The organism is Methylobacterium sp. E-046 (assembly GCF_022829625.1).
In the GTDB taxonomy this organism is placed as follows: domain Bacteria; phylum Pseudomonadota; class Alphaproteobacteria; order Rhizobiales; family Beijerinckiaceae; genus Methylobacterium; species Methylobacterium longum.
The window spans coordinates 1-25,306 of sequence record NZ_JAKSYP010000194.1 but is presented as its reverse complement, the minus strand read 5'-3'; the positions used below and the strand labels follow the sequence as shown (position 1 = coordinate 25,306).

The 25,306-nt window shown below is 69.8% G+C and carries 22 protein-coding genes and 1 tRNA gene; 8 read left to right on the top strand and 15 right to left on the bottom strand.

Annotated features, from left to right (window positions below; all coding sequences use genetic code 11):
• Positions 1 to 6 precede the first annotated feature (6 nt).
• Both MKK82_RS20555 and MKK82_RS20550 read right to left on the bottom strand, forming a co-directional pair.
• Positions 7 to 1,014, bottom strand: coding sequence for an FAD binding domain-containing protein (locus MKK82_RS20555; RefSeq protein ID WP_238285794.1), 1,008 nt, complete (start codon positions 1,012 to 1,014; stop codon positions 7 to 9).
• Entirely contained in the window at positions 1,011 to 1,535 is a 525-nt protein-coding gene (locus tag MKK82_RS20550; protein WP_238285793.1) for a (2Fe-2S)-binding protein, read from the bottom strand. The genes MKK82_RS20555 and MKK82_RS20550 overlap by 4 nt, the downstream gene beginning before the upstream one ends.
• Before the next feature lie 286 nt (positions 1,536 to 1,821).
• Between MKK82_RS20550 and MKK82_RS20545 the strand changes: the two genes are divergently transcribed.
• Positions 1,822 to 3,207, top strand: a complete 1,386-nt coding sequence (locus MKK82_RS20545; protein WP_243986628.1) for a M20/M25/M40 family metallo-hydrolase — start codon at positions 1,822 to 1,824, stop codon at positions 3,205 to 3,207.
• 2 nt (positions 3,208 to 3,209) lie between these two features.
• Here the strand turns inward: MKK82_RS20545 and MKK82_RS20540 are convergent, their stop codons facing one another.
• Positions 3,210 to 3,914, bottom strand: coding sequence for a ParA family protein (locus tag MKK82_RS20540; protein WP_238285790.1), 705 nt, complete (start codon positions 3,912 to 3,914; stop codon positions 3,210 to 3,212).
• 624 nt (positions 3,915 to 4,538) lie between these two features.
• On the opposite strand from MKK82_RS20540, the gene MKK82_RS20535 reads away from it, so the two are divergent.
• The 3 genes from MKK82_RS20535 to MKK82_RS34010 all read left to right on the top strand — a co-directional run bounded on the left by MKK82_RS20535 (position 4,539) and on the right by MKK82_RS34010 (position 6,824).
• A complete protein-coding gene (locus MKK82_RS20535; protein WP_238285788.1) occupies positions 4,539 to 5,708 on the top strand; it encodes an SMP-30/gluconolactonase/LRE family protein in 1,170 nt (389 codons plus the stop codon).
• Positions 5,709 to 5,778: 70 nt separating this feature from the next.
• Positions 5,779 to 6,222 (top strand): MEKHLA domain-containing protein, encoded by a 444-nt coding sequence (locus MKK82_RS20530; RefSeq protein WP_238285786.1) that lies wholly within the window; start codon positions 5,779 to 5,781, stop codon positions 6,220 to 6,222.
• 479 nt (positions 6,223 to 6,701) lie between these two features.
• A complete protein-coding gene (locus MKK82_RS34010; RefSeq protein WP_279603164.1) occupies positions 6,702 to 6,824 on the top strand; it encodes a hypothetical protein in 123 nt (40 codons plus the stop codon).
• Between the two features lie 858 nt (positions 6,825 to 7,682).
• Here the strand turns inward: MKK82_RS34010 and MKK82_RS20525 are convergent.
• The 8 genes from MKK82_RS20525 to MKK82_RS20490 form a co-directional block, all read right to left on the bottom strand.
• The gene (locus tag MKK82_RS20525) at positions 7,683 to 8,663 is read right to left on the bottom strand and encodes an ABC transporter ATP-binding protein (protein ID WP_238285782.1); all 981 of its coding nucleotides are present in this window, start codon (positions 8,661 to 8,663) and stop codon (positions 7,683 to 7,685) included.
• Positions 8,660 to 9,640, bottom strand: coding sequence for an ABC transporter ATP-binding protein (locus MKK82_RS20520; RefSeq protein WP_238285781.1), 981 nt, complete (start codon positions 9,638 to 9,640; stop codon positions 8,660 to 8,662). The genes MKK82_RS20525 and MKK82_RS20520 overlap by 4 nt, the downstream gene beginning before the upstream one ends.
• Entirely contained in the window at positions 9,637 to 10,608 is a 972-nt protein-coding gene (locus MKK82_RS20515; RefSeq protein ID WP_238285780.1) for an ABC transporter permease, read from the bottom strand. Before MKK82_RS20515 ends, MKK82_RS20520 begins: the two co-directional genes overlap by 4 nt.
• A gap of 10 nt (positions 10,609 to 10,618) precedes the next feature.
• The gene (locus tag MKK82_RS20510; protein ID WP_243986626.1) at positions 10,619 to 11,599 is read right to left on the bottom strand and encodes an ABC transporter permease; all 981 of its coding nucleotides are present in this window, start codon (positions 11,597 to 11,599) and stop codon (positions 10,619 to 10,621) included.
• Positions 11,600 to 11,608: 9 nt separating this feature from the next.
• Positions 11,609 to 13,222 carry an ABC transporter substrate-binding protein gene (locus tag MKK82_RS20505; RefSeq protein ID WP_243986624.1) on the bottom strand — a complete coding sequence of 538 codons (1,614 nt, stop codon included), beginning with the start codon at positions 13,220 to 13,222 and terminating at the stop codon, positions 11,609 to 11,611.
• Positions 13,223 to 13,512: 290 nt separating this feature from the next.
• Positions 13,513 to 16,671, bottom strand: coding sequence for a multidrug efflux RND transporter permease subunit (locus tag MKK82_RS20500; protein ID WP_243986617.1), 3,159 nt, complete (start codon positions 16,669 to 16,671; stop codon positions 13,513 to 13,515).
• Between the two features lie 18 nt (positions 16,672 to 16,689).
• Entirely contained in the window at positions 16,690 to 17,982 is a 1,293-nt protein-coding gene (locus MKK82_RS20495; RefSeq protein ID WP_238285776.1) for an efflux RND transporter periplasmic adaptor subunit, read from the bottom strand.
• A gap of 156 nt (positions 17,983 to 18,138) precedes the next feature.
• Positions 18,139 to 18,591 carry a hypothetical protein gene (locus MKK82_RS20490; protein WP_238285775.1) on the bottom strand — a complete coding sequence of 151 codons (453 nt, stop codon included), beginning with the start codon at positions 18,589 to 18,591 and terminating at the stop codon, positions 18,139 to 18,141.
• A gap of 168 nt (positions 18,592 to 18,759) precedes the next feature.
• On the opposite strand from MKK82_RS20490, the gene MKK82_RS20485 reads away from it, so the two are divergent.
• Complete coding sequence (locus MKK82_RS20485) at positions 18,760 to 19,323, top strand: L,D-transpeptidase (protein WP_243986615.1); 564 nt, start codon at positions 18,760 to 18,762, stop codon at positions 19,321 to 19,323.
• Positions 19,324 to 19,438: 115 nt separating this feature from the next.
• Here MKK82_RS20485 and MKK82_RS20480 read toward each other — a convergent pair whose 3' ends face one another.
• Positions 19,439 to 19,900: a hypothetical protein gene (locus tag MKK82_RS20480; protein WP_238285772.1), complete on the bottom strand. Its 462-nt coding sequence runs from the start codon at positions 19,898 to 19,900 to the stop codon at positions 19,439 to 19,441.
• Positions 19,901 to 20,049: 149 nt separating this feature from the next.
• Between MKK82_RS20480 and MKK82_RS20475 the strand changes: the two genes are divergently transcribed.
• Entirely contained in the window at positions 20,050 to 20,694 is a 645-nt protein-coding gene (locus MKK82_RS20475) for an outer membrane protein (RefSeq protein ID WP_238285771.1), read from the top strand.
• A gap of 15 nt (positions 20,695 to 20,709) precedes the next feature.
• On the opposite strand, the gene MKK82_RS20470 is transcribed toward MKK82_RS20475, so the two are convergent.
• From MKK82_RS20470 to MKK82_RS20460, 3 genes are read right to left on the bottom strand one after another with little or no spacing between them, the layout of a single operon-like run.
• On the bottom strand, positions 20,710 to 21,345 hold the full coding sequence (locus MKK82_RS20470; protein ID WP_243986613.1) for a GNAT family N-acetyltransferase: 636 nt from the start codon (positions 21,343 to 21,345) through the stop codon (positions 20,710 to 20,712).
• Positions 21,346 to 21,375: 30 nt separating this feature from the next.
• A complete protein-coding gene (locus MKK82_RS20465; RefSeq protein ID WP_238285769.1) occupies positions 21,376 to 22,419 on the bottom strand; it encodes a MaoC family dehydratase in 1,044 nt (347 codons plus the stop codon).
• A 12-nt stretch (positions 22,420 to 22,431) separates the two neighbouring features.
• Positions 22,432 to 22,734 (bottom strand): YggT family protein, encoded by a 303-nt coding sequence (locus tag MKK82_RS20460; RefSeq protein ID WP_238285768.1) that lies wholly within the window; start codon positions 22,732 to 22,734, stop codon positions 22,432 to 22,434.
• Between the two features lie 122 nt (positions 22,735 to 22,856).
• On the opposite strand from MKK82_RS20460, the gene MKK82_RS20455 reads away from it, so the two are divergent.
• Together MKK82_RS20455 and MKK82_RS34245 are read left to right on the top strand one after the other, a co-directional pair.
• Positions 22,857 to 22,932, top strand: a tRNA-Ala gene (locus MKK82_RS20455).
• Between the two features lie 99 nt (positions 22,933 to 23,031).
• On the top strand, positions 23,032 to 24,750 hold the full coding sequence (locus MKK82_RS34245; RefSeq protein WP_313902106.1) for a site-specific integrase: 1,719 nt from the start codon (positions 23,032 to 23,034) through the stop codon (positions 24,748 to 24,750).
• The last annotated feature ends 556 nt before the right edge of the window (positions 24,751 to 25,306 follow it).

The window sequence follows — 25,306 nt, the reverse complement described above, 5'->3', positions numbered from 1 at the left end:
GGGGGCCTACTGGATGCGCTTGTCGCTGAGCGACTGGGGCGTGCCGGCTGCGGCCTGTTCGAGGCCGCGCACGATGGCGCGCCGGGCGAGATCGATCTTGAAGCCGTTCTCCGATTGCGGCTTGGCCTCGGCGACGATGAGATCTGCGGCGGCCTGGAAGCTCTGCCGGGTGGCGGGCTTGCCTTCGAGCAGGGCCTCGGCCTCGCGGTTGCGCCAGGGCTTGTGGGCGACGCCGCCCAGAGCCAGCCGGGCCGTCTTCACCCGGTCGCCGTCGAACTCCAGGGCCGCCGCCACCGAGACCAGCGCGAAGGCGTAGGACAGGCGGTCGCGGAGCTTCAGGTAGGTGTAGTGCTGCGGGAAGCGGCTCTCCGGCAGGTCCACCGCCACGATGATCTCGCCGGGGGCGAGGTTGGTGTCCTGCTCCGGCGCGTCGCCCGGCAGGCGGTGGAACTCGGAGAACGGGATCGACCGGTCGCCCTGCGGCCCGCTCACCTGCACGGTGGCCTCCAGGGCGGCCAGGGCGATGCACATGTCGGACGGGTGGGTGGCGATGCAGTGCTCGCTGGTGCCGAAGATCGCGTGGATGCGGTTCATCCCGCCGATCGCCGTGCAGCCGGAGCCGGGCTCGCGCTTGTTGCAGGGCGTCGCCACGTCGTAGAAGTAGTAGCAGCGGGTCCGCTGGAGCAGGTTGCCGCCCGTGGAGGCGGCGTTGCGCAGCTGCGCCGAGGCACCGGCCAGGATGGCGTTGCGCAGCAGCGGGTAGCGCTCCGCGACGCGGTCGTCGTACGCCACCTTGGCGTTGGTGGCGAGTGCCCCGATCCGCAGGCCGTTCCCCTGATCCTCGATCCGGTCGAGGGGCAGGCGGGTGATGTCGATCAGCCGTCCCGGCTTCTCGACCTCGTACTTCATCAGGTCGATGAGGTTGGTGCCGCCCGCGATGAAGCGGGCCCCGGCGCCGAAGGCCTGCACGGCCTCCGCCACCGTGCCGGCGCGGACGTAATCGAAGCGGTTCATCGGGCGCCTCCCTGCATGACGTCCTCGATGGCGTCGACGATGTTGGTGTAGGCGCCGCAGCGGCAGATGTTGCCACTCATCGCCTCGCGGATCTCGTCCCGGGTGTGGGCGTGGCCCTCGTTCATCAGGCCGACCGACGAGCAGAGCTGGCCCGGGGTGCAGTAGCCGCACTGGAAGGCGTCGTGCTCGATGAACGCCTCCTGGATCGGGTGGAGGGCGTTGCTGCCCGCCCGGTCGCCGAGGGCGGCGAGCCCCTCGACCGTGGTAATCTCGGCGCCGTCCTTCATCACCGCGAGCGTCAGGCAGGAATTCACCCGGGTGCCGTTCACCAGCACGGTGCAGGCGCCGCACTGGCCGTGGTCGCAGCCCTTCTTGGTGCCGGTGAGGTCGAGGCGCTCGCGCAGCAGGTCGAGGAGCGTGGTCCAGGGGGTGACCTGCAGCTCGCGCCGCTGCCCGTTGATCGTCAGCGTGATGCCGATCGGCGTATCCGCCGACACCGGCGGCTGGTTCTCGAGGCGCATGATGTCGTCCAGAGTCTGGGCCGGCCGGGGCCGGGCGGGAACGGATCGGTCCGGGGCGGCAACCGGGAGGGACGTGCGGGCGCCGGCCTGAGGCTTCGGTCAATAACCATTCCAATCTGCGCCTGTTCCGGGGCGCGCTGCCTCGAGAGCCGATCGCCGGCGCCACCGCGAGGCGGTTCGGGATCCAGTCAACCCGGCCTCCGACGTTGCCGCCCCTGCCCCGCCTCGGCTAACCCTCGTTCCCGCACAGTTCCCGCAGAGTCCACGCCGCACCCCGGAGCCCCCGATGGCCGCGCTCGAAGCGATCCTCAACGACATCGACACGGACCTGGAGAACGCCCTGGAGCGGCTGTTCGCCTTCCTGCGGATCCCGTCGATCTCCACCGATCCCGCCTATGCCGGCCAGTGCCGCGCGGCCGCCGCCTGGCTCGCCCAGGACCTGACCGCGCTCGGCTTCGCGACCTCCGTCGAGGAGACCTCGCTCCATCCGGTCGTGCTGGCCCACAGGCCGAAGCCCGGGGCGCCCCACGTCCTGTTCTACGGCCATTACGACGTGCAGCCGGTCGACCCGCTCGATCTCTGGACGACGCCGCCCTTCGAGCCGCACATCGCCGAGGACGGAAGGGGCGGCAAGACGATCGTCGGGCGCGGCGCCTCCGACGACAAGGGTCAGGTGATGACCTTCGTGGAGGCCTGCCGGGCCTATATCACCATGCACGGCGCGTTGCCCTGCGGCGTCACGATTCTGATCGAGGGTGCCGAGGAGAGCGGCTCGCAGGGCCTGCCCGAATGGGTCGCGGCCAACCGCGACCGGCTCGGCTGCGACGTGGTGCTGGTCTGCGACACCGGCATGTGGGACCGGCAGACCCCGGCCATCACCTCGTCGCTGCGCGGCCTCGCCTATTTCGAGGTGAAGGTCACCTGCGCCGACCGCGACCTGCATTCGGGCTTCTTCGGCGGCGCCGCCCGCAACCCAATCCACGTTCTGGCGAAGATCATCGCCGACCTGCACGATGCCGACGGGCGGGTGACGATCCCCGGCTTCTACGAGGGCGTGCACGAGCGCCCGCCGGAGGTTCTGGAGCAGTGGCGCGACCTCGGCCTGACGCCCGAGACGCTGCTGGGGCCGATCGGCCTCAAGGAGCCCGCGGGCGAGCGCGGCCGGATGCCGATCGAGCTGGTGCAGTCGCGCCCGTCCTGCGACGCCAACGGCATCATCGGCGGCTATACCGGCGAGGGCACCAAGACGGTGATCGCGTCCACGGCCTCGGCCAAGGTCTCGTTCCGCCTCGTGGACGACCAGGATCCGAAGCGGCTGGCCGAGGCGTTCGAGGCCTTCGTGCGGGCGCGCGTACCGGCGGACTGCACGGTCGAGGTCATCACCTACAAGGGCTCGCGGGCGATCAGCCTGCCCTTCGACATGCCGCAGCTCGGGGCCGCCAAGGCGGCGCTGCAGGACGAGTGGGGCGTGCCGGCGGTGACCGTCGGCGCCGGCGGCTCGATCCCGATCGTCGGCGACTTCAAGCGGATCCTCGGGCGCGACACCCTGCTGATCGGCTTCGGGCTCGACGACGACCGCATCCACTCACCGAACGAGAAGTACGACCTGACGAGCTTCCACAAGGGCACGCGCTCCTGGGCGCGCATCCTCGCCGCCCTCGGCCAGGGCTGATCTCAGCGGGCGGGGGCGGCCCGCATCTTGGCGTCGATCCAGGTCCAGAGGGCGCGGATCTCCCCGGCAGCCGGGCTGCCGGGGGCGTATTCGGTGACGCCGAGGCCGGTCGCCAGGGCATCCTGGTGGTCGACGCGGTGGATGATGCCGGGCTCGGCCAGCACCCCCAGCGCCCGCAGCTGCGCCGCGTAGGCGCTGGTGCGCGGCGAGGGCGGCGGCGGACACTGGTTCAGCACCAGGGCCAGCCGATCCCGCAGCCCGAGGCCGACCAGCGCCTGAAGCGTCGGGCGGGCGGCCACGATGTCGAGCCGGGACGGCCGGACCGGCATCAGCACGAAGTCGACATCCCTCAGGGCGGCCGCGAGCCCGGCCGAACTGCCGGCGGTGTCGAGGATGGCAAGGGTCGTGCCCTGCTCCGCGAGGAGGCCGAGGATCTCGGCGAGTTGACCCATCTCCCAGGGTCGCACCCGGTCGACCGCGACCGACCCTTCCTTCCGCAAGGCCCCCCAGCCCGCGAGCGATCCCTGCGGATCGAGGTCGAGGGCCGTCACGTGCTCGCCCGCCTCCGCGGCGGCGATGGCCAGGGAGGCCGCCAAGGTGGTCTTGCCCGTGCCGCCCTTCTGCACCGCCACCGCCACCACCCGCAGCGGCCCGGCGGCGTGCCGCGGCGCGGTGTCCGGCGACCTTCCGGATCCTTCGGGATCCATGCGCGTCCAACCCCTCCGAATTCCAGGCCGGGCCACCGCCGACTCGCGCGTGGCGCGATCCAGCGGCGGCGATCGTAGGCCGGGCATCATGACGATGAGATCAGGCACATCGGACGGCCGCACACGGCCGCTCAGGTATCGACGGGGCCTTTCCGGGAGCAGATTCGCGGACGCACCGTCCGCAACCGGACGTCGACGCCTCTCTCATCAGCGCCGCCAGGGCCCGAGAACCACCGCCGCCGCGACATGCATTGACTTATACTGCTCGCGCTTTAACGCGCAGCCCACAGCCAGGTCAAGTCGCGGCCAGTATCGTCAAGATACTCTGACGATGACTGCATCCATGGCCCCATGCTTCGTGATGATTTACGCTTAGTATTATAATTATCGATATATCTGCGAAGCAATATCGGAACTCGGTCCGTCATGGCCGATTCCGGCCCGGGATCCGGAACAGCTTCGGCGCGCCCCCATCGGACTGGCAGGAGTTGAGCCGCGGCGGCTTCGGCGGCCGGATGGGATCACCTGCGCCCTCCGCGCGTTGGGGCGGCACCGTCCGGACGCGGGCCGATCGGATCCGCGGTCCGCGAAACGTCGGTTCAGCCACCTTGCGACAGGACGCGCATGCCCCTCGATCGCCGCCGCCTGATCGGTTCCAGCCTCGTCGCCCTGGCGGCGGGACCGGCCCGGGCCGGAACCCCGCCGGGCCGCGAGCCGCCGACGAGCCGTCCCGCCGGATCGCTGGAACTGGCCATCGCCGCCGATGCCTCCTCCACCCCCACCGGTCTGGCGATCGCCCGGGGCGGGCGCATGTTCGTGATGATGCCGCGCTTCACCGGGGCCGAGCCGGTCACGCTCGGTGAGGTCCTGCCGGACGGCTCGGTGAAGCCCTACCCGGATGCCGCCGCCAACCGGCCGGATCCGAAGGCGCCGCACGCCACGCTGTTCCACGTCCCCAACGGCGTCTTCGACCGCGACGACACCCTCTGGGTGCTGGATGCCGGCCTGCCCGAGGGCAAGGGCACGCCGGTGCCGGGCGGCGCCAAGATCGTGGCGATCGACATCGCGCAGAACCGGATCCTTCGGTCGATTCCCCTGGAGGCGGGCGTGGTGGCGCAATCCTCCCTGAACGACCTGCGGGTCGACCGGCGCGACGGGCGGTCGCTGGCCTACGTCACTGATCAGGGCCAGGCCGGCGCGGGTGCGATCCTGGCGGTCGACCTCGACAGCGGCCGCGTGGTGCGGCGGCTCGACGGCCACCCGAGCACCCGGTCGGAGGACGGCCTCGTCAAGTTCGTGGAGCGCCGGCCGGTGATGGAGCGCAAGGGGGACGCGCGGCCGAAGAGCCCGAAGGGCGGCGCCAACGGCATCGCGCTCAGCCCCGACGGAACGCGCCTGTACTACGCGCCGCTCATGAGCCGGCGCCTCTACGCGGTCGATACCGCCGCCCTGCGCGACCCGGACATCCCCGAGGCGACGGTGGCGGCCGCGGTCCGGGATCTGGGCGAGAAGGGCATGACCGGCGGCCTGACCACCGACGCCAAGGACCGGGTCTATCTCAGTCTGCAGGAGCACAACGCGGTCGGCCGCCGCCTGCCGGACGGCACCGTCGAAGTGCTCGCCGCCGACGACAGGCTGATCTGGGCCGACACATTCTGGATCACCCCCGACCGATGGCTCTACATCTCCGCCGCGCAGGTCAACCGGCGGCCGGAATTCAACCGCGGCGAGGACCTGCAGCGACCGCCCTACGCGATCCTGCGGATGCGAATCGACGCCAATCCCGTCATCTAGAGCGCTCTCCACCGGGGCGGATGCCGGCTCGGCGCGGGGGCGCGCGACACGACAGGGGCTGCAGCCGGCCATGGCCGATCTGTCTCAGGATCCGGACTTCTTCGCCGTGCTCACCGGCAGCTACGCGCGGCGGCTCGGCGCGCCGCTGGTGCCGGAGGGTGCGGATGCCGGCTGGCTCTACCGGCAAGCCCCCTTCGCGGTCCTCGCCCACGACGGCGGTGCGGACCCGCGCTTCACCTACGCCAACCGGACCGCGCAGGCCTGCTTCGGCTACACCTGGGCGGAGCTGATCGGGCTGCCGTCGCGCCTTTCGGCGGAAGCGCCCGAGCGCGCCGAGCGCCAGCGCCTCCTCGACGCGGTCGCCCGCGACGGCTTCACCGGCGGCTACTGCGGCCTGCGCATCGCCAAGGGCGGCCGGCGCTTCTGGATCGAGCGCGCGGTGGTCTGGCAGCTCGACCGCGACGGCGTGACGATCGGTCAGGCGGCGACCTTCGCGGAATGGCGCGACGCGTGAGCGACCGGACCTCCAGTCGCGGGTCGGCCACCCTTCACCGTCGCCCGGCGCGCATGGCCCGATCGCGCGATCCGGCCTCCCGCCGGAGCCTTCCATCGAGGCGGCCCGCGGGGCCGTCGCGCCCGGGAAGCGGCCTGGAGGGGCTCCCGATCGCGTCGCGTCACGGGACACGGCGGCGTCCCGGACCCTGGTGATCCCGCATTCCCTCGGATCGTGAGGTGCCGGGCCGCAGCCGCGAAGGACCCTCTGCAGGCCGCCAGCGCCCCGAACGGCGCGCTGGCCGACATCCGCGCTCGGCACATCCGGATCCGGAGAGGGACGTCACCCGGGTCGTCCGGCGCGGAGCATCCGGCCTCCCGCAGGCACCCTGCCCCGTCGCGGGATGGAGGGCACGTCATGCTCAGGAAGACGACGGCCGCCGCACGGTGCCTCGCCAGTCTGTGGGCGGTCACACCGGTCCTGGCGGCGCCGGGGGGGGAATGCCGCAGGGCCAGTGCGACCGGATGTCCCTGAAGGCCACCGAGCACGCCACGGCGATGCGGCGGAAGGAGAACGGGCCGGCCCGCGCGGACGTCGACAGGGTGATCGAGAACCGCCGGTGAGCCCGACCCGCCGCGCGGGCGGGCTGCGGCGCCCGCGGAGGCCCACCCGCGCAGACCCACCGCCGCGGTTTCCGGCGGAGGTGCGAGAGCACACGGCGCGGCCGCCGCGCCGTGCAGCGCGCCGTCTAAAGTCGAACGCCGCCGGCGGCGGCCGCTTGTTTTTCCCGATCGCGCACGACACTTGCAAGGCACAAGCTGAATCTCTTGGCTAACATCTGGTCTGGCCGATGACTTTAGGACGAATAATTCTCGCGGCACTCGTATGGAGTGTTCCGACCTATGGCTGGGCCCAGGCGTCACCTTCGAAGATCAACGATTGTACGTTCCTGACGGATCCGACCGATCTGCGGTACTGCCTCTTCATCGAGCAAGGTGGCAGGCCGGCATTCCCGTTAACCATCTTGGCGAACGGCGAAGATCCGTCATCAATGGGCGCTTATTACAGGCGCGGAGGCTATCATCTGACCAGTCCGTCCGACGCCGCCCCGCGCGCAAGACCTAAGGTGAGGGTTCGCCTCGGCTTTGCTGAAAGCGCGACGATCCCGCAGCAGCCTTACTTGACCTCATCTGCCACGTCGGATCGCCACCGCGTACACATCGAGCAGGTTTCCGGCTTCGAGGCGGCGAGGACGGGGCGTTTCCCCGATCGCCGCGGCGATGTCTTCATCCGGCAGGTCGGCGCGCGCTAGAGACGGCGCGCACGGCGACCTCGATCGGCCTCTGGGCGCTGACGGCCCGGACGCGAGGCCGGCGGACCCGCGCCCCCCTCGGCGTAATCGTTCGACCGGCGGTGTGCGGCCCGCCGCATCCGCCAGGTCCGCCGCGGGCAGGAAGAGGCGGCGTCCCTCGCCCCCTCGGTCAGGCCCGCCCCTCCTGCACAGCATGGCAGGCCACGCCCTCGAGGAGCAGCGGCACCTCGGCCCGGCAGCGGTCGTTCGCCAGCGGACAGCGCGGGTTGAAGGTGCAGCCGGGCGGTGGGTCGATGGGATTCGGGATCTCGCCCGAGACCGGCACCCGGGCGCGGCCGACATGGGCGAGGTCGGGCACCGCGTCGAGGAGCATCCGCGTGTAGGGATGGCGGGGCGCGGCGAACAGATCCTTGGCGGAGGCCACCTCCACGAGGCGGCCGAGATACATCACCCCCACCCGGGTCGCCATGTGGCGGACCACGGCGAGGTTGTGGGAGATGAACAGGTAGGTCAGCCCAAGGCGGTCCTGCAGGTCGCGCATCAGGTTGAGGATCTGCGCCTGCACCGAGACGTCCAGCGCCGAGGTCGGCTCGTCCCCTACCAGGAACTCGGCCTGGCTCGCGAGCGCCCGGGCGATCGCCACCCGCTGGCGCTGGCCGCCGGAGAATTCGTGCGGATATTTTTTGGCGTCGTCCGCGTGGAGCCCGACGAGGCCGAGCAACTCGGCGACCCGGGCGCGGATCGCGGCCTCGCCGCGGATCAGGTTGAAGGCCCGGATCGGCTCCGCGATGATCTTCCCCACCCGCCAGCGCGGGTTCATGGATGCGTAGGGGTCCTGGAAGATCATCTGGATGCGGGCGCGCAGGCGCTGCCGGGCGGCGGCCTGGCGCGGATCGGTCATCGACACGCCGGTGATGCGCACCTCGCCGGCGGTCGGCGGCAGCAGGCCGACCACCATCCGGGCCACCGTCGACTTGCCGGAGCCGGATTCACCCACGATCGCGAAGGTCTCGCCCTTCTCGATCGCGAACCCGACCCGGTCGACCGCCGTGAGGAACTTCCGCGGCTCGCGCTCGATCACCCGGTTGAGCCAGGGCTTCGAGACGTCGAACTGGCGGCGCAGATCGGTGACTTCGACGTAGGCGCTCACGCCGCGCGCTCCGCTGCATCGTACAGGTGGCAGGCGACCCGGCTCGCATCGACCGGGATCGGCTCGGGCCGCTCGACGCGGCACCGGGCGAAGACCTTCGGGCAGCGCGGGTTGAAGGCGCAGCCCTTCGGGATGGCGGTGAGCCGCGGCATCGATCCGGGGATCTGGCTCAGCCGGTCGGCCTCCTGCGACAGAGTCGGGATCGCCCCCATCAGGCCGACCGCGTAGGGGTGGTGGGGCTTGGCGATCACCGAGGCGACCGGGCCGATCTCCGCCACGCGGCCGGCATACATCACCGCCACCCGGTCGGCGGCCTCGGCGATCACGCCCATGTCGTGGGTCACCAGCATCACCGCGGTGCCGTGCTCGCGACACAGGCGCTTCAGCAGCGTGATGATCTGGGCCTGGACCGAGACGTCGAGCGCCGTGGTCGGCTCGTCGGCGATGATCAGCTCCGGCTCGGCGGCGAGGGCGAGGGCGATCACCACCCGCTGGCGCATGCCGCCGGAGAATTCGTGCGGGTAGCCGTCGATGCGCCGCCCGGGCGCCGGGATTCCGACCTCGGCGAGCAGGTCGATGGCGCGGGTGCGGGCGGCCCGGCCCGACAGGTCGGTGTGGGTGCGCAGGGTCTCGACGATCTGGTCGCCCACCCGGAACAGCGGGTCGAGGGAGGTCAGCGGATCCTGGAAGATCATGCCGATGCGCTTGCCCCGCACCCGCCGCATGGCCTCGGGGGAGAGGTTGTCGATGCGCTCGCCCCGCAGGCGGATCTCGCCGCCGGCGATCCGGCCGGGCCGGTCGATCAGGCCGATCACCGCCGACCCGGTCACCGACTTGCCGGCCCCGGACTCGCCGACGACCCCCAGGATCTCGCCGCGGCCGATGTCGAAGGAGACGCGGTCGATGGCGGTGAGCGGTCCGCGGCGGGTGTCGAAGGCGACCGTGAGGTCGCGCACGGAGAGGATGGTCTCGCTCATTGCAGCTTCGGATTGAGCGCGTCGCGCAGCCAATCCCCCAGGAGGTTGATGGCGATGACGAGCCCGGCGAGCGCCAGGCCCGGGAAGGCGACGATCCACCACTCGCCGGAGAACAGGAAGCGGTTGCCGGTGCGGATCAGCGTGCCCAGCGACGGCATGGTCTCGGGCAGTCCGGTGCCGAGGAACGACAGCGTCGCCTCGGTGATGATGGCGAGCGCCAGGTTGATCGTCGCGATCACGAAGACCGGGCCGGTGACGTTCGGCAGCACGTGGCGCACCATGATCACCGGCGGTGACAGGCCGATCAGCCGCGCCGCCTGGACGTAGTCCTTGCCCTTCTCGACCATCACGGAGGAGCGCACGGTCCGGGCGTACTGCACCCAGAAGGACAGGCCGATCGACACCACGATCAGCCCGATCAGCGGCCCGACGTCGAGGGCGCTGCCGAAACTCGCCTTGGCGACGCCGTCCACCACCAGGGCGATCAGGATCGCCGGGAAGGTGAGCTGCACGTCGGCGACCCGCATGATCAGCGTGTCGAGGAACCCGCCTGCGTAGCCGGCGATCAGGCCGAGCGCGATGCCGAGGATCCCGGAGGTCAGCACTCCGAGCCCGCCGACGATCAGCGACAGGCGCAGGCCGTACAGCACCGCCGAGAGCACGTCCCGGCCCTGGTCGTCGGTGCCGAGATAGTAGGGCGCTTGCCCGTCGGCCTGCCAGATCGGCGGCAGGTTGGAGTTGATCAGGTCGAGCTGGGCCGGGTCGTAGGGGTTCTGGGGGGCGACCAGGGGGGCCGCGAAGGCGAGTGCGACCATCAGGACCGTGGCGATCAGCGCCGCCACAGCGGTTTTCGAGCGCAAAAAGTTCGCCAGCAGGTCGGAATCCCGCCAGCGCGCGAGCCGCGAGGGCTTCGCCTCCGGCAGCGGCACCGGCGGGGCATCGCCCGCGTCGAGATCGTATCCGCTCATCGCCGCGCCCTCACGCCGCCCGCCCGGTCGAGAGCCGCAGGCGCGGATCGACCACCGTGTAGAGGATGTCGACCACGAGATTGATGGTCACGAAGATCAGCGCGACGAGCAGCAGGTACGCGGACATGATCGGGATATCGACGTTCTGCACGGCCTGGACGAAGAGCAGGCCCATGCCGGGCCACTGGAACACCGTCTCGGTGATGATCGAGAAGGCGATGACCGAGCCGAGCTGCAGCCCCGCGATGGTGATCACCGGCACGAGGGTGTTCTTCAGGGCGTGCCGCAGGTGGACGGCGCGGGTGGTGAGCCCCCGCGCCCGGGCGAAGCGGATGTAATCGGTGCGCAGCACCTCCAGCATCTCGGCGCGCACCAGGCGCATGATCAGCGTCATCTGGAACAGGCCCAGCGTCACCGAGGGCAGGATCAGCGCCTTGAGCCCGGAGGCGGTGAGGAAGCCGGTGGTCCACCAGCCGAGCCGCACCGTGTCGCCGCGCCCGTAGGAGGGCAGCCAGCCGAGCGTCACCGAGAACAGGTAGATCAGCAGGATGCCGATCAGGAAGGTCGGCAGGCTGATCCCGATCAGAGAGACCGCCTGGAACAGGCCGGCGATCCAGGAATCCCGCCGAAGCGCGCAGTACACGCCCATCAGGATCCCCACCACCAGGGCGAAGACCGTGGCGCAGAAGGCGAGTTCCAGCGTCGCCGGCATCCGCTCGGCGAGCAGCTGCGAGACCGGCTGCCGGAACTGGTACGAGATGCCGAACTGGCCCCGCACCACGTTGCCGGCGTAGCGGACGAACTGGACCAGCACCGGATCGTCGAGGCCGAGATCCGTCCGGATCTGGGATCGCTCGGCCACGGTGGTGTCGGGCCCGACGATCTGGTTCACGGGGTCGCCCGCGAACCGGAACATCGCGAAGGCGATGAGCCCGACGACCGCGAGCACCGCGGCCGCCTGGATCACCCGGCGCAGCAGGAAGGCGAGCACCCCGCGCGCCTACTGCGGATCCTTCGAGACCCAGTAGAGCAGCAGCAGGTTGTCGGCGCGCTGGGTCAGGTGGACCTTCTTGGAGACGCCCCAGGCCAGCGCCTGCTGGTGCAGCGGGATGTAGCCCCAGTCGGTGTTCAGGACGTCGAAGCCGTCCTTGATCAGGGCGTCGCGCTTGGCCTTGTCGGTCTCGGATTCGACTTTGTCGGCGATCTCGTCGATCTTCGGATCGCAGTAGCCCGCGAGGTTCCAGCTGCCGCGGCCCGACTTGTCGCCGGGCTTCCGGCAGCCGACGATCTCGTAGAGGATGTTGTGGCTGTCCAGCGAGGACGGGGTCCAGCCCAGCAGGTAGAACGAGGTGTCGTAGGCCGGGGCCAGCACCTTGGCGAAGTACTTGGCCTTCGGCTGCGCGTTCAGGTTCACCTTGACGTTGATGCGCGCGAGCATCGAGACAACCGCCTGGCAGATCGCCTCGTCGTTGACGTAGCGGTCGTTGGGGCAGTCCATCGTCAGCGAGAACCCGTCCGGGTAGCCCGCCTGCGCCATCAGCTCCTTGGCCTTCTTGAGGTCGGTGGCCGGGCGCTTGAACTCGGCGCCGCGGTCGTAGAGGGCCGGGGCGATCATCAGCGCGGAGGGCACCGCCTGCCCGCGCATCACGCGCTTGGCGATCGTGTCCTCGTCGATGGCGAGGTAGAACGCCTCGCGCACCTTGATGTCCTTGAACGGATTCTTGCCCTTGACGGAGGAGTCCTTCAGCTCGTCCCGGTCCTGGTCCATGCCGAGGAAGATCGTGCGCAGCTCGGGACCGGCCATCACGGTGGCGGTGCCGCTGGCGTTGACCCGCTGCTGGTCCTGCAGCGGCACGGGATCGATCCAGTCGACCTCGCCGGAGAGGAGCGCGGCGACGCGGGTCGCCGGGTTGGCGATGGTGGTGAGCACCGCCTCGTCGAGGTTGGACTCGACCTTGCCCCAGTAGCCGGGGAACTTCTTGAACACCGTCTTCACACCGGGCTGGTGCTCGGTGATGACGAACGGGCCGGTGCCGTTCTCGTGCAGGGTGGCGTAGCTCGGGCTGGTGGCGCTGGGCGGCGTCGGCTGGACGACGTTGTTCTTCTCGGACCACGTCTTCGACATGATCACCCAGGTCGGGAACTGGGCGATGGCGATCGGGTTCGGCTTCTTCAGCACCATGTCGACGGTGAAGTCGTCGACCTTCACGAACTCGGCATCGGCCGGGACGTTGGTGGTGAAGTTCGAGCCGGAGGCCCGGACGCGCTGGGCGGAGAAGAGCACGTCGTCGGCGGTGAACGGCGTCCCGTCGTGGAACGTGACGTTCTTGCGCAGGTGGAAGCGCCAGCGGGTCGGCTCGGGCGTCTCCCAGGATTCCGCGAGGCCGGGGGCGAATTTCAGGTTCTTGTCGAGGGTGACGAGGGACTCGTAGGCCGCCTGCTGCATGCCCTCGGTGAAGCTCTCCTTGAGGGAGTACGGATCGAGGGATTTCAGGTCACCCTGGAAGGCGAAGCGGAAGACGTTGGCGGCCTGTGCGGGCAGCGCGAACGCCAGGGTCGCGACCGCGGCCGCGGACACGCCGCGGGCGAGGGTCTTCAGGGCTGAACGGGACAAGCGGATCTCCGAGACCGTGAATGCGCCACCGGCCGGCAGCCCCGGCGGTGTCCACCGCGGCGTCAGCAAGCTTCGGACCATCCGTATACAAGACGGCGGCCGAGCCTGTCGCGGGTGAGTGACGTTACACGTCCTCCAAAACGCGTTTTCCCCGCTTCATCCCATGTTGGCTGGACGGCCCTGGCGCCGCGGCATCGCGCACGCAGCGACGTGCGCTTCCCCCTCCCCCGCGGAGGAGGCGGGAGGACGCGGTGTTCCCCGGTGGCGCTACGGAGGTCGTCCCCAGCGCCTCACTCCGCCGCCACCCGCGTGGGTTCGCGCCGCGTCTCCGCCTCCGCCCGCTCGCCCTCCGCCACCGCCTTCCGCCGGAACAGGCGCATCACGGCGACGAAGAAGACCGGCACGAAGAACACCGCCAGCACGGTCGCGGTGATCATGCCGCCCATCACGCCGGTGCCGATCGCCTGCTGGCTCTTCGAGGCGGCGCCGGTGGCGATGGCCAGCGGCACCACGCCGAAGATGAAGGCCAGCGAGGTCATCACGATCGGCCGGAACCGGAGGGTCGCCGCCTCGATGGCGGCCCGCACCACCGAGGTCCCGGGCTTCCAGAGATCCTTGGCGAACTCGACGATCAGGATGGCGTTCTTGGCCGAGAGCCCGATGATCGTGATCAGGCCGATCTTGAAGTAGACGTCGTTGGGCATGCCGCGCAGGTACACGGCCGCCACGGCGCCGATGACGCCCAGCGGGATCACCAGCATGACCGAGACCGGGATCGCCCAGCTCTCGTAGAGCGCGGCGAGGCACAGGAACACGATCAGCACCGACAGCGCCAGCAGCAGGCTCGCCTGACTGCCCGCCTGCTTCTCCTGATAGGATTGCCCGGTCCAGGCGTAGCCGAAGCCCTTGGGCAATTGGAGCATCAGCCGCTCCATCTCGTTGATCGCATCGCCCGACGTGTAGCCGGGGTTCGGCTCGCCGGTGAAGCGGACCGACTGGTAGCCGTTGAAGCCGACGATCTGGCTCGGCCCCATCCCCCATTTCAGCTCCGCGAAGGACGACATCGGCACCATCGTGTTGGTGGCGTTCTTCACCGCGTAGTTGAGGATGTCCGACGCGTTCATGCGCTGGAGCTGCTCGGCCTGGACGTAGACGCGCTGCATCTTCCCGCGGTTCGGGAAGTCGTTCGGGTAGACCGAGCCGAGGTTGAGCTGGATCGTGGCGTTGATGTCTTCGAACCTGACGCCGAGCGCGGCTGCCTTCTCGCGATCGATGACCAGCTCCGCCTGCGGGGTCGGCGGCAGGCCCTCGATCTTCACCTTCTGGAGGATCGGGCTCTGCGAGGCCAGCTTCAGGAGCTGCTCCTGGGCCGACAGCAGGGCCCCGTAGCCGCGATTGGCCCGGTCCTGCAGGCGGAACGAGAAGCCCGCCGCGTTGCCGAGATTGTCCACCGGCGGCGGCTCCTGGGCGTCCACGGTGGCGTCGCGGTAGGTGCTGAGCGCCGCGTTCGTGTTGGCGACGAGGGCGGCAGCCGAGTTCTTGGCATCGCGCTCGCTCCAGGGCTTCAGGGTGACGAAGGCCTGGCTGGTGCTCGGCGCCTGCCCCGAGAAGGAGAAGCCGTTGAGCATGGTCACGGTGGCGACGCCTGCTTGAGCCAGCAGGTGCTCCTCGACCTTGCGGACCGCCTCCTGCGTGCGGTTGTAGGAGGCGCCCGGCGGGGTCTGGATGTCGACCGTGAAGAAGCCCTGGTCCTCAACCGGTAGGAAGCCCTCCGGCAGGTTGACGAAGGCGTAGGCCGTGCCGGCCACGAGCGCGACGTAGACCAGCATTACCCGGCCGGATTTCCGGATGAACGCCGCGGTGCCGCGGCCGTAGCGGGCGGTCTCCCGGTCGACGAACCGGTTGAACAGCCCGAACACGCCGCCCTTGGCGTGGCCGTGCCCCTTCTCGATCGGCTTCAGGAAGGTCGCGCAGAGCGCCGGCGTCAGCGACAGGGCGAGCAGCGCCGAGAACGCGATGGAGGTCACCATCGCGATCGAGAACTGCCGGTAGATGATGCCCACCGAGCCGGGGAAGAACGCCATCGGGATGAACACGGCGATCAGCACCAGGGTGATGCCGATGATCGCCCCGGTGATCTGCCCCATGGCCTTCTTGGTGGCCTCCTTCGGCGGCAGCCCCTCCTCGTTCATGATCCGCTCGACGTTCTCCACCACCACGATGGCGTCGTCGACCAGGATGCCGATGGCCAGCACCATGCCGAACATGGTGAGCACGTTCACCGAGAAGCCCGAGATCCACATCACCGTGACGGTGCCCATGAGGGCGATCGGCACCACGATGGTGGGGATCAGGGTGTAGCGGATGTTCTGCAGGAACAGGAACATCACGAGGAAGACCAGCACCACCGCCTCGACCAGCGTGTGCAGCACCTTCTCGATGGAGGCCTCCACCGCCGGGGTGATGTCGTAGGGGATGTCCCACTTCAGGTCCGGCGGGAAGAACTGGGACAGCTCCACCATCTTGGCGCGGATCGCCCGGGCCGTCTCGAGCGCGTTGCCGTCGGGGGCGAGGGTCACCGAGATGCCGGCGGCCGGGCCGCCGTTCAGCCGGGTGGAGAACTGGTAGGCGTCGCCGCCGAGCTCGATCCGGGCGACGTCGCGCAGGCGCACGTTGGAGCCGTCGGAATTGGCCCGCAGCACGACCGCGCCGAAATCCTCGATGGTGCCGAGCTGGCCCTTCACGATGATCGGCACGGTGAGCGCCTGCCGGGTCGGGCTCGGCTGCGCGCCGACCGAGCCGGAGGCGACCTGGACGTTCTGGTTGCGGATCGCGTCGGTCACATCCGAGGCGCTGAGCGAGAGGCCGCGCAGCTTGTCGGGATCGACCCAGACGCGCAGCGACCGCTCGGTGGAGTACAGCGTCGCGCGCCCGACGCCGGGGATGCGCCGGATCTCGTTGATGACGTTGCGGATCAGGAAGTCGCCCAGGCCGACCTCGTCCATCGACCCGTCCTTGGAGACGAGGGTGATGATGTTGAGGGTCGCGGCCGAGGCCTCCTCGACCAGGATGCCCTGCTGGCGCACCTCGGCCGGAAGGCGCGCCTCCACGCGCTTCAGCCGGTTCTGGACCTCCACGGAGGCTAGCGCCGGGTCGGTGCCGGGCTGGAAGGTGGCGGTGATGTTGACCGAGCCGAACGAGTCGGTGGTCGACTCGAAGCTCATGATGTTGGCCGCGCCGTTCAGCTCATCCTCGATGAGCCGGGTCGTGCCGATGTAGAGGCTCTCCACCGAGGCCCCCGGATAGGCCGTGGACAACGCGATCGAGGGCGGTGCGATCACCGGGTACTGCGCCACCGGCAGGTTCGGGATGGCGAGCGCGCCGCCGAGGCAGATGAACAGGGCCACCACCCAGGCGAAGACCGGGCGGTCGATGAAGAAGCGTGCCATGATCGGGCTTCTCCAGGCTCAGTGGCGCTGCTGGACGGCGGCGGCGCGCGGGGCGACCTCCGCCTTGTCGCCGGGCGCGTCGGGGGCCTCGTCGGCATCGTGCTTCGGGCCGGCCTCGCCGTGGACCGGGGTCTGGTCGAGGGGCTTCACCTTGGCGCCCACGGTGATCTTCTGGAATCCGTCCACCACGACCCGCTCGCCGGCCTTGAGCCCGGAGCGGATCAGCCAGTTCTGCCCGACCACCGGCCCGACCTCGACCGGCTGGCGCATGACGGTCTCGTCGGCGCGCACCACCCAGACCTCGGCGCGGCCGTCGTCGGTGCGCTGGATCGCCTGCTGCGGGACCGCGATGGCGTCGGAATCGATGCCCTGCTTGATCCGCGCCCGCACGTACATGCCGGGGAACAGCTCGTCGTGCGGGTTCGGGAACTGCACCCGCAGGGTCACCTGGCCGGTGCTCGGGTCGGCGGTCACGTCCGAGAACAGCAGCCGGCCCGCCAGCGGGTAGAGGGAATTGTCGTCCATGATCAGGTGGACGTTGGCGGTGTTGTCTTCGAGCCGCGCCAGCTCGCCGCTGGCGAGGTCCCGGCGCAGGCGGTTCAACTCGCCCACCGACTGCGTGATGTCGACGTAGATCGGGTCGAGCTGCTGGATCGTGGCGAGGGCCCCGGTGGAGCCCGGCTCGATCAGGGTTCCCTCGGTGAGCAGCGCCCGGCCGATGCGGCCGGTGATCGGCGCGCGCACGTCGGTCCAGCCGAGGTTGAGCTGCGCCCGGTCGCGGGCCGCCTTGGCGCCGGCGACCTCGGCTTCCGCCTGCTTCTTGGCCGCGAAGGCGGCGTCGTACTGCGCCTGGCTGGCGGTGGCCCGGGTCAGCAGCTGCTCGAGCCGGTCGGCCTGCTGGCGGGCGAGCACGAGGGCGGCTTCCTGGCGGGCCAGCACGGCTTCCGTGCTCGCCAGCTCGACCACGTAGGGGGCGGGGTCGATCTTGTAGAGGATGTCGCCTTCCTTGACCTGGCTGCCCTGCTCGAACAGCCGCTTCACCACGAGGCCCGAGACCCGGGAGCGGACCTCGGCGATCCGCATCGGCGCGACGCGGCCCGGCAGGTCGCGCAGGTAGGGGATCGCCTGAGGCTCCACTTTGACGAAACCGACCTCGGGCACGGGCGGCGTCGGCGCGGCGACCGGCTTCGGATTGCAGGCCGCAAGGCCGAGGAGGAGCAGGGCCGCGGGCACGACTGCCGTCGCGCGGGCCGAGGCGCCGAACGAGGCGCGGAACGAGGAGAGGGTTCTGGCGGACAGAGTGCGGGTCACGATTACCGACGCTCCTGAAAGCATGCGTCTGCTGGGGCTGGCGCGGAGCGTGGGCCCGCGCATCATCGAGTCAGATCCCGGGACCGGTCACGAGGCCGGTCGGACGAAGATCGGAACAGGCGCGCACGCCTCCCGGCCGCGAGGCCGGGGCGCGCGTCAGGCCAAGCGTGGAGGCCGGTGCGGCGAGCCGTCCGGCGCGGACGCCGGAACGCTGTCGGACCTGTACTCGAACGATGCGGAGACCGTGTGACGGGGCCGCGGCGCCTCGACCGGCGGGCGCGGCAGCCCCAATTCGGTGAGGATCTCGCAATCGGCGGCGCAGAGATCGGTGCGGCCGAAGACCGACCGCTTGGCCTCGGGCTGCGCGTCCGGCGCTCCCGACAGAACCGACAGGCGCGGGCCCGCGACGGCGCAGGCGGGTCCCTCCGGCCGCGGGGCCTCAGCCCGTGCGGGCGCGGCGGCCAGCGCCGCCGTCGCGAGGACGAGCAGCGCCAGCGCGGCGAGGCCCCGGGCGAGGCGGTCCGGCAGGCCCGCGACGCGGCGAGCCAGAAGGGCGGCGGATCGGATCACGGCCCTGAGATAAGCATGGCTGTCGCCGCGCGCAATCACCCACGGCGTCGCGCCGCCGGCCGGGTGTTGCACGCAGCACACAGCCACGTCCGGAAGTGCGCATCCTGGCGGACCGGCCTCAACCTTGCCGTGAAGTCCGGGCCGGCTCGCCCGACGAGCACGGGGCCGCCGCGAAGGCCCCGCCACGACGGACGGAGGATAGAGACCATGTCGAGACGGATCGCGCTATTGGGGCTCGCGGCCCTGCTGCTCGGGAGCGCCCCGGCGGCGGCGGCCAACCCGCTGGACCGGGGTCCGATCGCGGACTTCCTCAACATCTTCCGCAGCCAGGCGATCCCCCGCGAGACGGTGACGTGGACCGGCAAGGAGAAGCCCGGCACCATCGTGGTCTCCACCCGCCAGCGCCGGCTCTACTACGTGCTCGGCGGCGGCGCGGCGGTCCGCTACGGCGTCGGCGTCGGGCGGCAGGGCTTCTCGTGGTCGGGCACCAAGACCGTCACCATGAAGAAGGAATGGCCGGACTGGCGCCCCCCGCAGCAGATGTTGGCCCGCCGCCCGGACCTGCCGCGCTACATGGCGGGTGGCCAGGACAACCCGCTGGGCGCGCGCGCCATGTATCTCGGCTCCTCGCTCTACCGCATCCACGGCTCGAACGAGCCCGAGACGATGGGCGCCGCGGTCTCGTCCGGCTGCATCCGCATGACCAACAAGGACGTGGTCGATCTCTACGACCGGGTCCGGGTCGGCACCCAGGTGGTCGTGCGCGACTGATCCGAGGCGGAAGCGGCACCCGCGGGGCTCCACGAGATCCCCATCGTCGTCGCGGAGGGGCCGAAGCGCTGGAGGGCGCCCGCCTCGTTGCACCGGCCCCTCTCGGGCGTGTGCGTCAGCGTTCCTGGCGCTCGGCCTTGAGCACGACGATCGCGGCCAGTCCGGCGGCGGCAGCATCTTCGGCAAGCCCCCGCGCCCGGCCGGGCCCGGTGCGCGAGTCGCCTCCCCGCGCCGCGCGGCTCAGCAGCGTCCCGGCGACCGCGCCCGCCAGCCCGGCCAGAACCCCGTAGGCGGGGCGGCTTCGACTCCCGGTGAGGGCCCAGCCGCCCGCCGCGCCGATGGCCAGCCGGACCGCGAGGGAGGGCGGGATCCGCCGGTCGGGCGCGAACGGCATCTTGTCCCCCGCCATCTCGGCAAGGGCCGCCGTCGTGGCGAGGGTCCGTGCTCCGGAACCGCCTGGGATGAGAGCACCCCGCGTCCGGCCGTCCGCGGCGGCCCAGGTCAGGGCGGCGCAGGCCGACATGCTGCGCATCCCGGCCACGAAGCCCAGGCCGAACGCCGCTCCATATCCCTGCATCGCACCCGCTGCCTCTCGCCGATCCACGCAGATTGCAAACCGGCGGTGGTCCTCGTGTTCCCAGGCGTGCCGGCCGGGACCGCCGGGATGCGGCGGGCGCGCCCTCGCCTGCCCTGTTTCGGCCCGGCGCCTTCGGCTACCATGGCCGCATGACTCGCCGTGCCGCTTCGCGTCCGCTCCGCCGCCGTGCCGCCAGTCTCGGTCTCGGCATCGGCCTGCTTCAGGCATCGCCGGCCGCGGCCCAGGCCCTCCTCTGGCCCGCGATCGGTTTCGCGCCGCTACCCTCCTTCGCATGGCCGCAGCCGGCCGAGGATGCGGACGGCCGCTGGACCGGCTCCTACGCGCGACTCTCGACCGGGTACGCGGTGACCACCACCCGCCATTCCGGCAGCTACGCGGGCCCCACGCTCGGCTTCGAGGGTGGCCGGATGTGGCAGGAGGGCTCGATCCTCTACGGCCTCAGCGGCGGATTCGACTATCTGGCCGGCCTCGACGGCAACCTGACGCCGGCCTACGGGCGCCGCTCCTATGCCCGCGATTTCGCCGGCACCCTGGAGGTGAAGGTCGGGACGCTGCTGACGCCGGACGTGCTGCTCTACGCCAAGGGTGGCGGCGTGGCCCTCCGCGAGACCCTGCGCGTCGGGCCGACGCCGTCGACGCTGCCGTTCACCCGTCAGGACATCGCGGTGCGGCCGGTGGCGGGCGTCGGCGTCGCGTGGGCCGTCACGGACCGCCTCTCGCTGGCGGTCGAGGCGGGCGTCGTGGGGGGCGTCGTGGGGGGCGGCCTCCGCTGAGGCGCCGGGCTCCGGTCAGCCGCCGTCGCGCCGCCGTGGCGGCGGGCGGCGCGGCGGCGACCGCGAGTTTGGATCCCCTGCGAGGGCCGCCAGCGTCGCGAGATCGGGCCAGCCGTAGGCGACCTCCGTGAACCGGCCCAGGGCGCGGAGGCCCGCGTCCCCGTCGAGCCGCGTGCCGCCGACGCTCTCGTAGAAGCCGCGGCCGACCGCGTTCTCGCGCAGCACCCAGAGCCCGGCGGCGCGGTACTCCGCCCGCTGCAGTCGCGTCGCCATCCGCGCCATGAGCGCCGGTCCCACCCCGCGGCCCTGAGAGGCGCGCAGCACGTAGAGGCTGCTGATCTCGCCGTCGAAGCCCGCCGCAGCCAGAACCGCGGAGCGCTGGGCATTGCACGTGCCGAACCCGACAGGCCTCCCGCCGCGTTCGGCCACATAGGCCGCGCCGCCGGGCGTCGCCGGCGGGTTGCTGAGGAGCTGCGCCCACCACGCCTGCCGCACCTCGACCGTGAGGGCGGAAATCATCGCGTCGGGCAGGAGGCCGGCATACGTCTCGTGCCAGGCGGCGACGTGGATCGCGGCGATCGCGGCCGCGTCCTCCGGCGCGGCCCGCCGCACCGTCACGGCGCCCACGCGCGGGGCCTTGGTCGCCGCCATGGGCTTCAGGCCCGCGCGCCGGACCCCGGCCTACTTCGGCACGAACGCCCAGTAGTCGAGGTCGAGGATCACGGCCGGATCGTAGCCCTCGCCGGCGCGGTCCGGGAAGGCGCCGCAGGGCTGGTTCTTGGTGGCGACCGTGCGCAGGCGCAGGAGCCCGACATCGGCGCGGCCGACATCGGCGGTCGCCAGCACCTCGGTCCAGGCATAGACCGTATCGCCGGCAAACAGCGGCGCCACGTGGCGACCGGCATTGATGCCCGCGATGGCGAACACGTTGGCCAGCCCGTTGAAGCTGAGCGCGCGCGCCAGCGAGATCACGTGGCCGCCGTAGATCAGCCGCCGGCCGAACCGGGTCTCCTTGGCGGCCAGCCCGTCGAAATGCACCTTGGCGGTGTTCTGGAACAGGCGCGTGGCGATCTGGTGCTCGGCCTCCTCGACGGTCATGCCGTCGACGTGGTCGATCTTCTCGCCGACCGCGTAATCCGCGAAGCGATGCGGGCTGCCGGCCAGATCCGTGTCGTAGGCGGCGGCCGAGAGCGGCGGCAGGGCGCCCGCGAGATCCTGCGGATCGACCACCTTGGCCAGGGTCGGCACGTGCTCCTCGGCGATGGCCGCCGCGGGATCGCGCTTGCGCACGAGCACCCAGCGGCAATAGCTCAGCACGGTCTCGCCGCCCTCGTCCGAGCCCACCGAGCGCACGTAGACCACGCCGGTCTGGCGGTTCGAACTCTCCTTGAGGCCGATCACCTCGGAGACGGTCGACAGGGTCTCACCCGGATAGACCGGACGCCGGAACCCGCCCTCGGCGTAGCCGAGATTGGCCAGCGCGTTCAGGGACACATCCGGCACGGTCTTGCCGAACACCATGTGGAAGGTGAGCAGGTCATCGAGCGGGCTCTTCGGATAGCCGAAGGCGCGGGCGAACGCGTCCGACGACTGGACCGCGAAGCGCGGCCCGTAGAGGCCCGTGTAGAGCGCCACATCGCCCACCGTGACGGTGCGGGGGGTGGCGTGACGGATGGTCTCGCCGAGGCGAAAATCCTCGAAGAAGCGGCCGGGATTGGTCTTCACAGGCGTTCGATCCTACTGCGTGTAAACGTAGGCTGCGGGCACAGCGTATTCATGCAGCAGACGGCTGATGAAGAGCAGCAGCAGGATGAGGATGATCGGCGAGATATCGACGCCGCCGAGATTGGGCAGCAGGTTGCGGATCGGCCGCAGCACCGGCTCGGTGATCCGGTAAAGGACCTCGCCGATCTGCGCGACGATCGGATTGCGCACGTTCACCACGTTGAAGGCCACGAGCCAGCTGAGGACCGCGCTGGCGATGAGGACGTAGATGAAGAGCTGGACGACCGTGTCGAAGAGCCAGATCAGGGCATTCATGCGGGTTCGCGCGCTCTCCTCGGGGCGCCCGCAACCCTGCGCCGGAGCGGCGCGTGGCGGGCGACGTTGAAACAGGAATTGACAGGCTGAGCCGCCCGCGCCTACAAGGCCGGCGCCTCGACGGGGCTGTAGCTCAGATGGGAGAGCGCCGCAATCGCACTGCGGAGGTCAGGGGTTCGAATCCCCTCAGCTCCACCAGGCTTTTCTAGCCTGTTGGAAAAGCACGAACTTATTGCTTGGCAATGAGTTTCCGGGCAGTTTGGTACACCAGACTGGTACACCAAGCTTCCCGAACCCATGGCAAAAAAGGACGCACGTCTGCAGCTTAGGGGCAGCACGTGGTGGGTTAGGGTCAAAGTGCCCGAGACCCTGCGTCGAGCTGGGCTGATCAAAAAGCGCGAATTTCGAAAATCCCTGGGTACAGGCGATTTTTCAGAAGCCCGGCGGCTGTTGCTGCGCGAGCTCATCGCGATCGACGCACAAATCGCCGCAGCCAAACGCCAGCTTCATCCCGCACCGGTTCGGGCGCTGACACGCTCCGAGGCGGAGCACATCGCACTGGCTTGGTTTCATGAACGTGAGGACGTTCGGATCCAACGGAAGCGAAGCGCAGCCCCTGCTTGGTCCCGGCAGGATGAGTTGATAGACTTGGAGATCGAAGAGGCGACTTTCGCGGATCCAGAGGACACCAACGGTCAGGCTAGCACGCTCAGCACCGCCAAACGGCTCCTTGAGCGCCACGGCATTGAGGTCAATCTCAACGCACCCGATTTTCGGCACCTCATCCACCTCGTACGCCGAGCCGCGCTGGAGCAAGCCAGACGAGAGCTACGAGACGCGAGGAGCGATTTTTCCCACCACGCTGGAGACACCTTTTTTGCGGGCGCACCAGCCGATGTCTCGCACCCGTCGAGAGCAGCGAAGCGCACCACGCTGAGCGAGCTGATAGCTCAGCATCGGGCGGAGCCTGCTTGGCAGAGCATGTCACCAAAATCGCAGATGAAAGGCGCCGCTCAAGCTCGCCTGTTCGAGGAGGTGTTTGGGGCCGACCGGGATATCTCACAGATCAAGCGCGCCGATGCGGCCGAGCTGGTGAACCTTTTGGTCAAGCTACCGGCAAGCGCCACGAAGCGATTTCCTGGCCTTACAGCGCCTGAGGCTGCCGATGCCGCGGCCAAAACGGGCGCCGCGCCTATCACCCGGCTTACAGCGAGTTCCTACCTGTCCGCTTTCTCCACCCTGATGGCATTCGCTATCGCGCGGGGCGTGCGGGCGGACAATCCGACCACCGGCCTTTCCGTCGGCGTTGATGGTGTAGCTGCCAAAGATCGACGGCATCCGTTTTCCACGGAACAGCTCGTGAAGATTTTCAACGCTCCGCTCTACACAGGGTGCCAGAATGACGAGGCCGGCTATGCACGAGCAGGCAATCAGGTCATCCGTCGCGGCCGGTTTTGGGTGCCGCTGATCGCGCTCTTCACCGGGATGCGAATGAACGAGATCTGTCAGCTCCTCGTTCGCGATGTCGCTCAACTCGATGGGAACGATGTCATCATTGTAGCTGCTGATGATGCCGGCGTGAAACGCGTGAAGACAGCGGCAGGCGAGCGTTTCGTACCCATCCATCCCGAGCTGAAGCGTTGCGGTTTATTGCAGTATCGCGATGCTGTAGCCGGTCGCGGTGAGGAGCGCCTATTCCCTGAACTCACGACGGCAGAAGCGTCCGGCTATCTGAGCGACAATTTTTCCAAGTGGTTTGCCCGCTTCCTACAATCCTGCGGCGCAGCCAAGCCACGCACCGCCTTCCATAGCTTTCGGCACAATTATCGGGACGCACTGCGCGAAGCCGATATCTCCGCAGAACGAGTGCGCGCGCTAGGTGGGTGGTCGAGTGGTCGAACGGAAGACAACTATGGATCAGGGCTACGCGCAAACTCATTGGCTCAGGAGATCGACAAGGTTCGGTACGAAGGGCTGGACCTCTCACACCTCCATCTCCAGCTAGCCGATCGCTGACGGTCGATTGCACCCCGGTGCAAAAGCCGCTCGTTGCCCTGGCTCAAAGCAGTTTCGTGCGGCCCAAGCTCTTCTAGGATTGCGTGCGCCCATCCTTTGGCTCACGTTCAAAAAACTTACTACCCTCGATGTCCGCTTGGAGTGGTTTTCGGCCGATCTGCTCTCGGGCAGTAATCGATGGAAGCGGACATCGCCTCCGTGCCCGCTCGCAACCCTTCTCGGACCTTCGTAATGTCCGCTTACCCGCAATCTGACCGGCTCTGAATGACCGAGGCTGGCCGAAACCGGCCGGTCCGCTTCAAAGCCGCTTTGTCGGAAAATTTGACGGCCGTCCTACCGACCCAACCCTGCCGCCAGGGCCGTTGAAAGCCCCTTGGACAAAGCGGCCGTTCGGCTGCTGTTCGGCAAATTCGGTGGTCGTGTCCCTGATGGTGGTGTAGCTCGGCGGTAGCGAGGAAGCCCGTCCGCGCGCCTTCCACAGGGCTGTGGCGGGCGGGGCTCCCCGCGGGGTGGTCATCGGCGGTTGCCGGGTAGGGTCGGGTTGCGAGCGCCAACC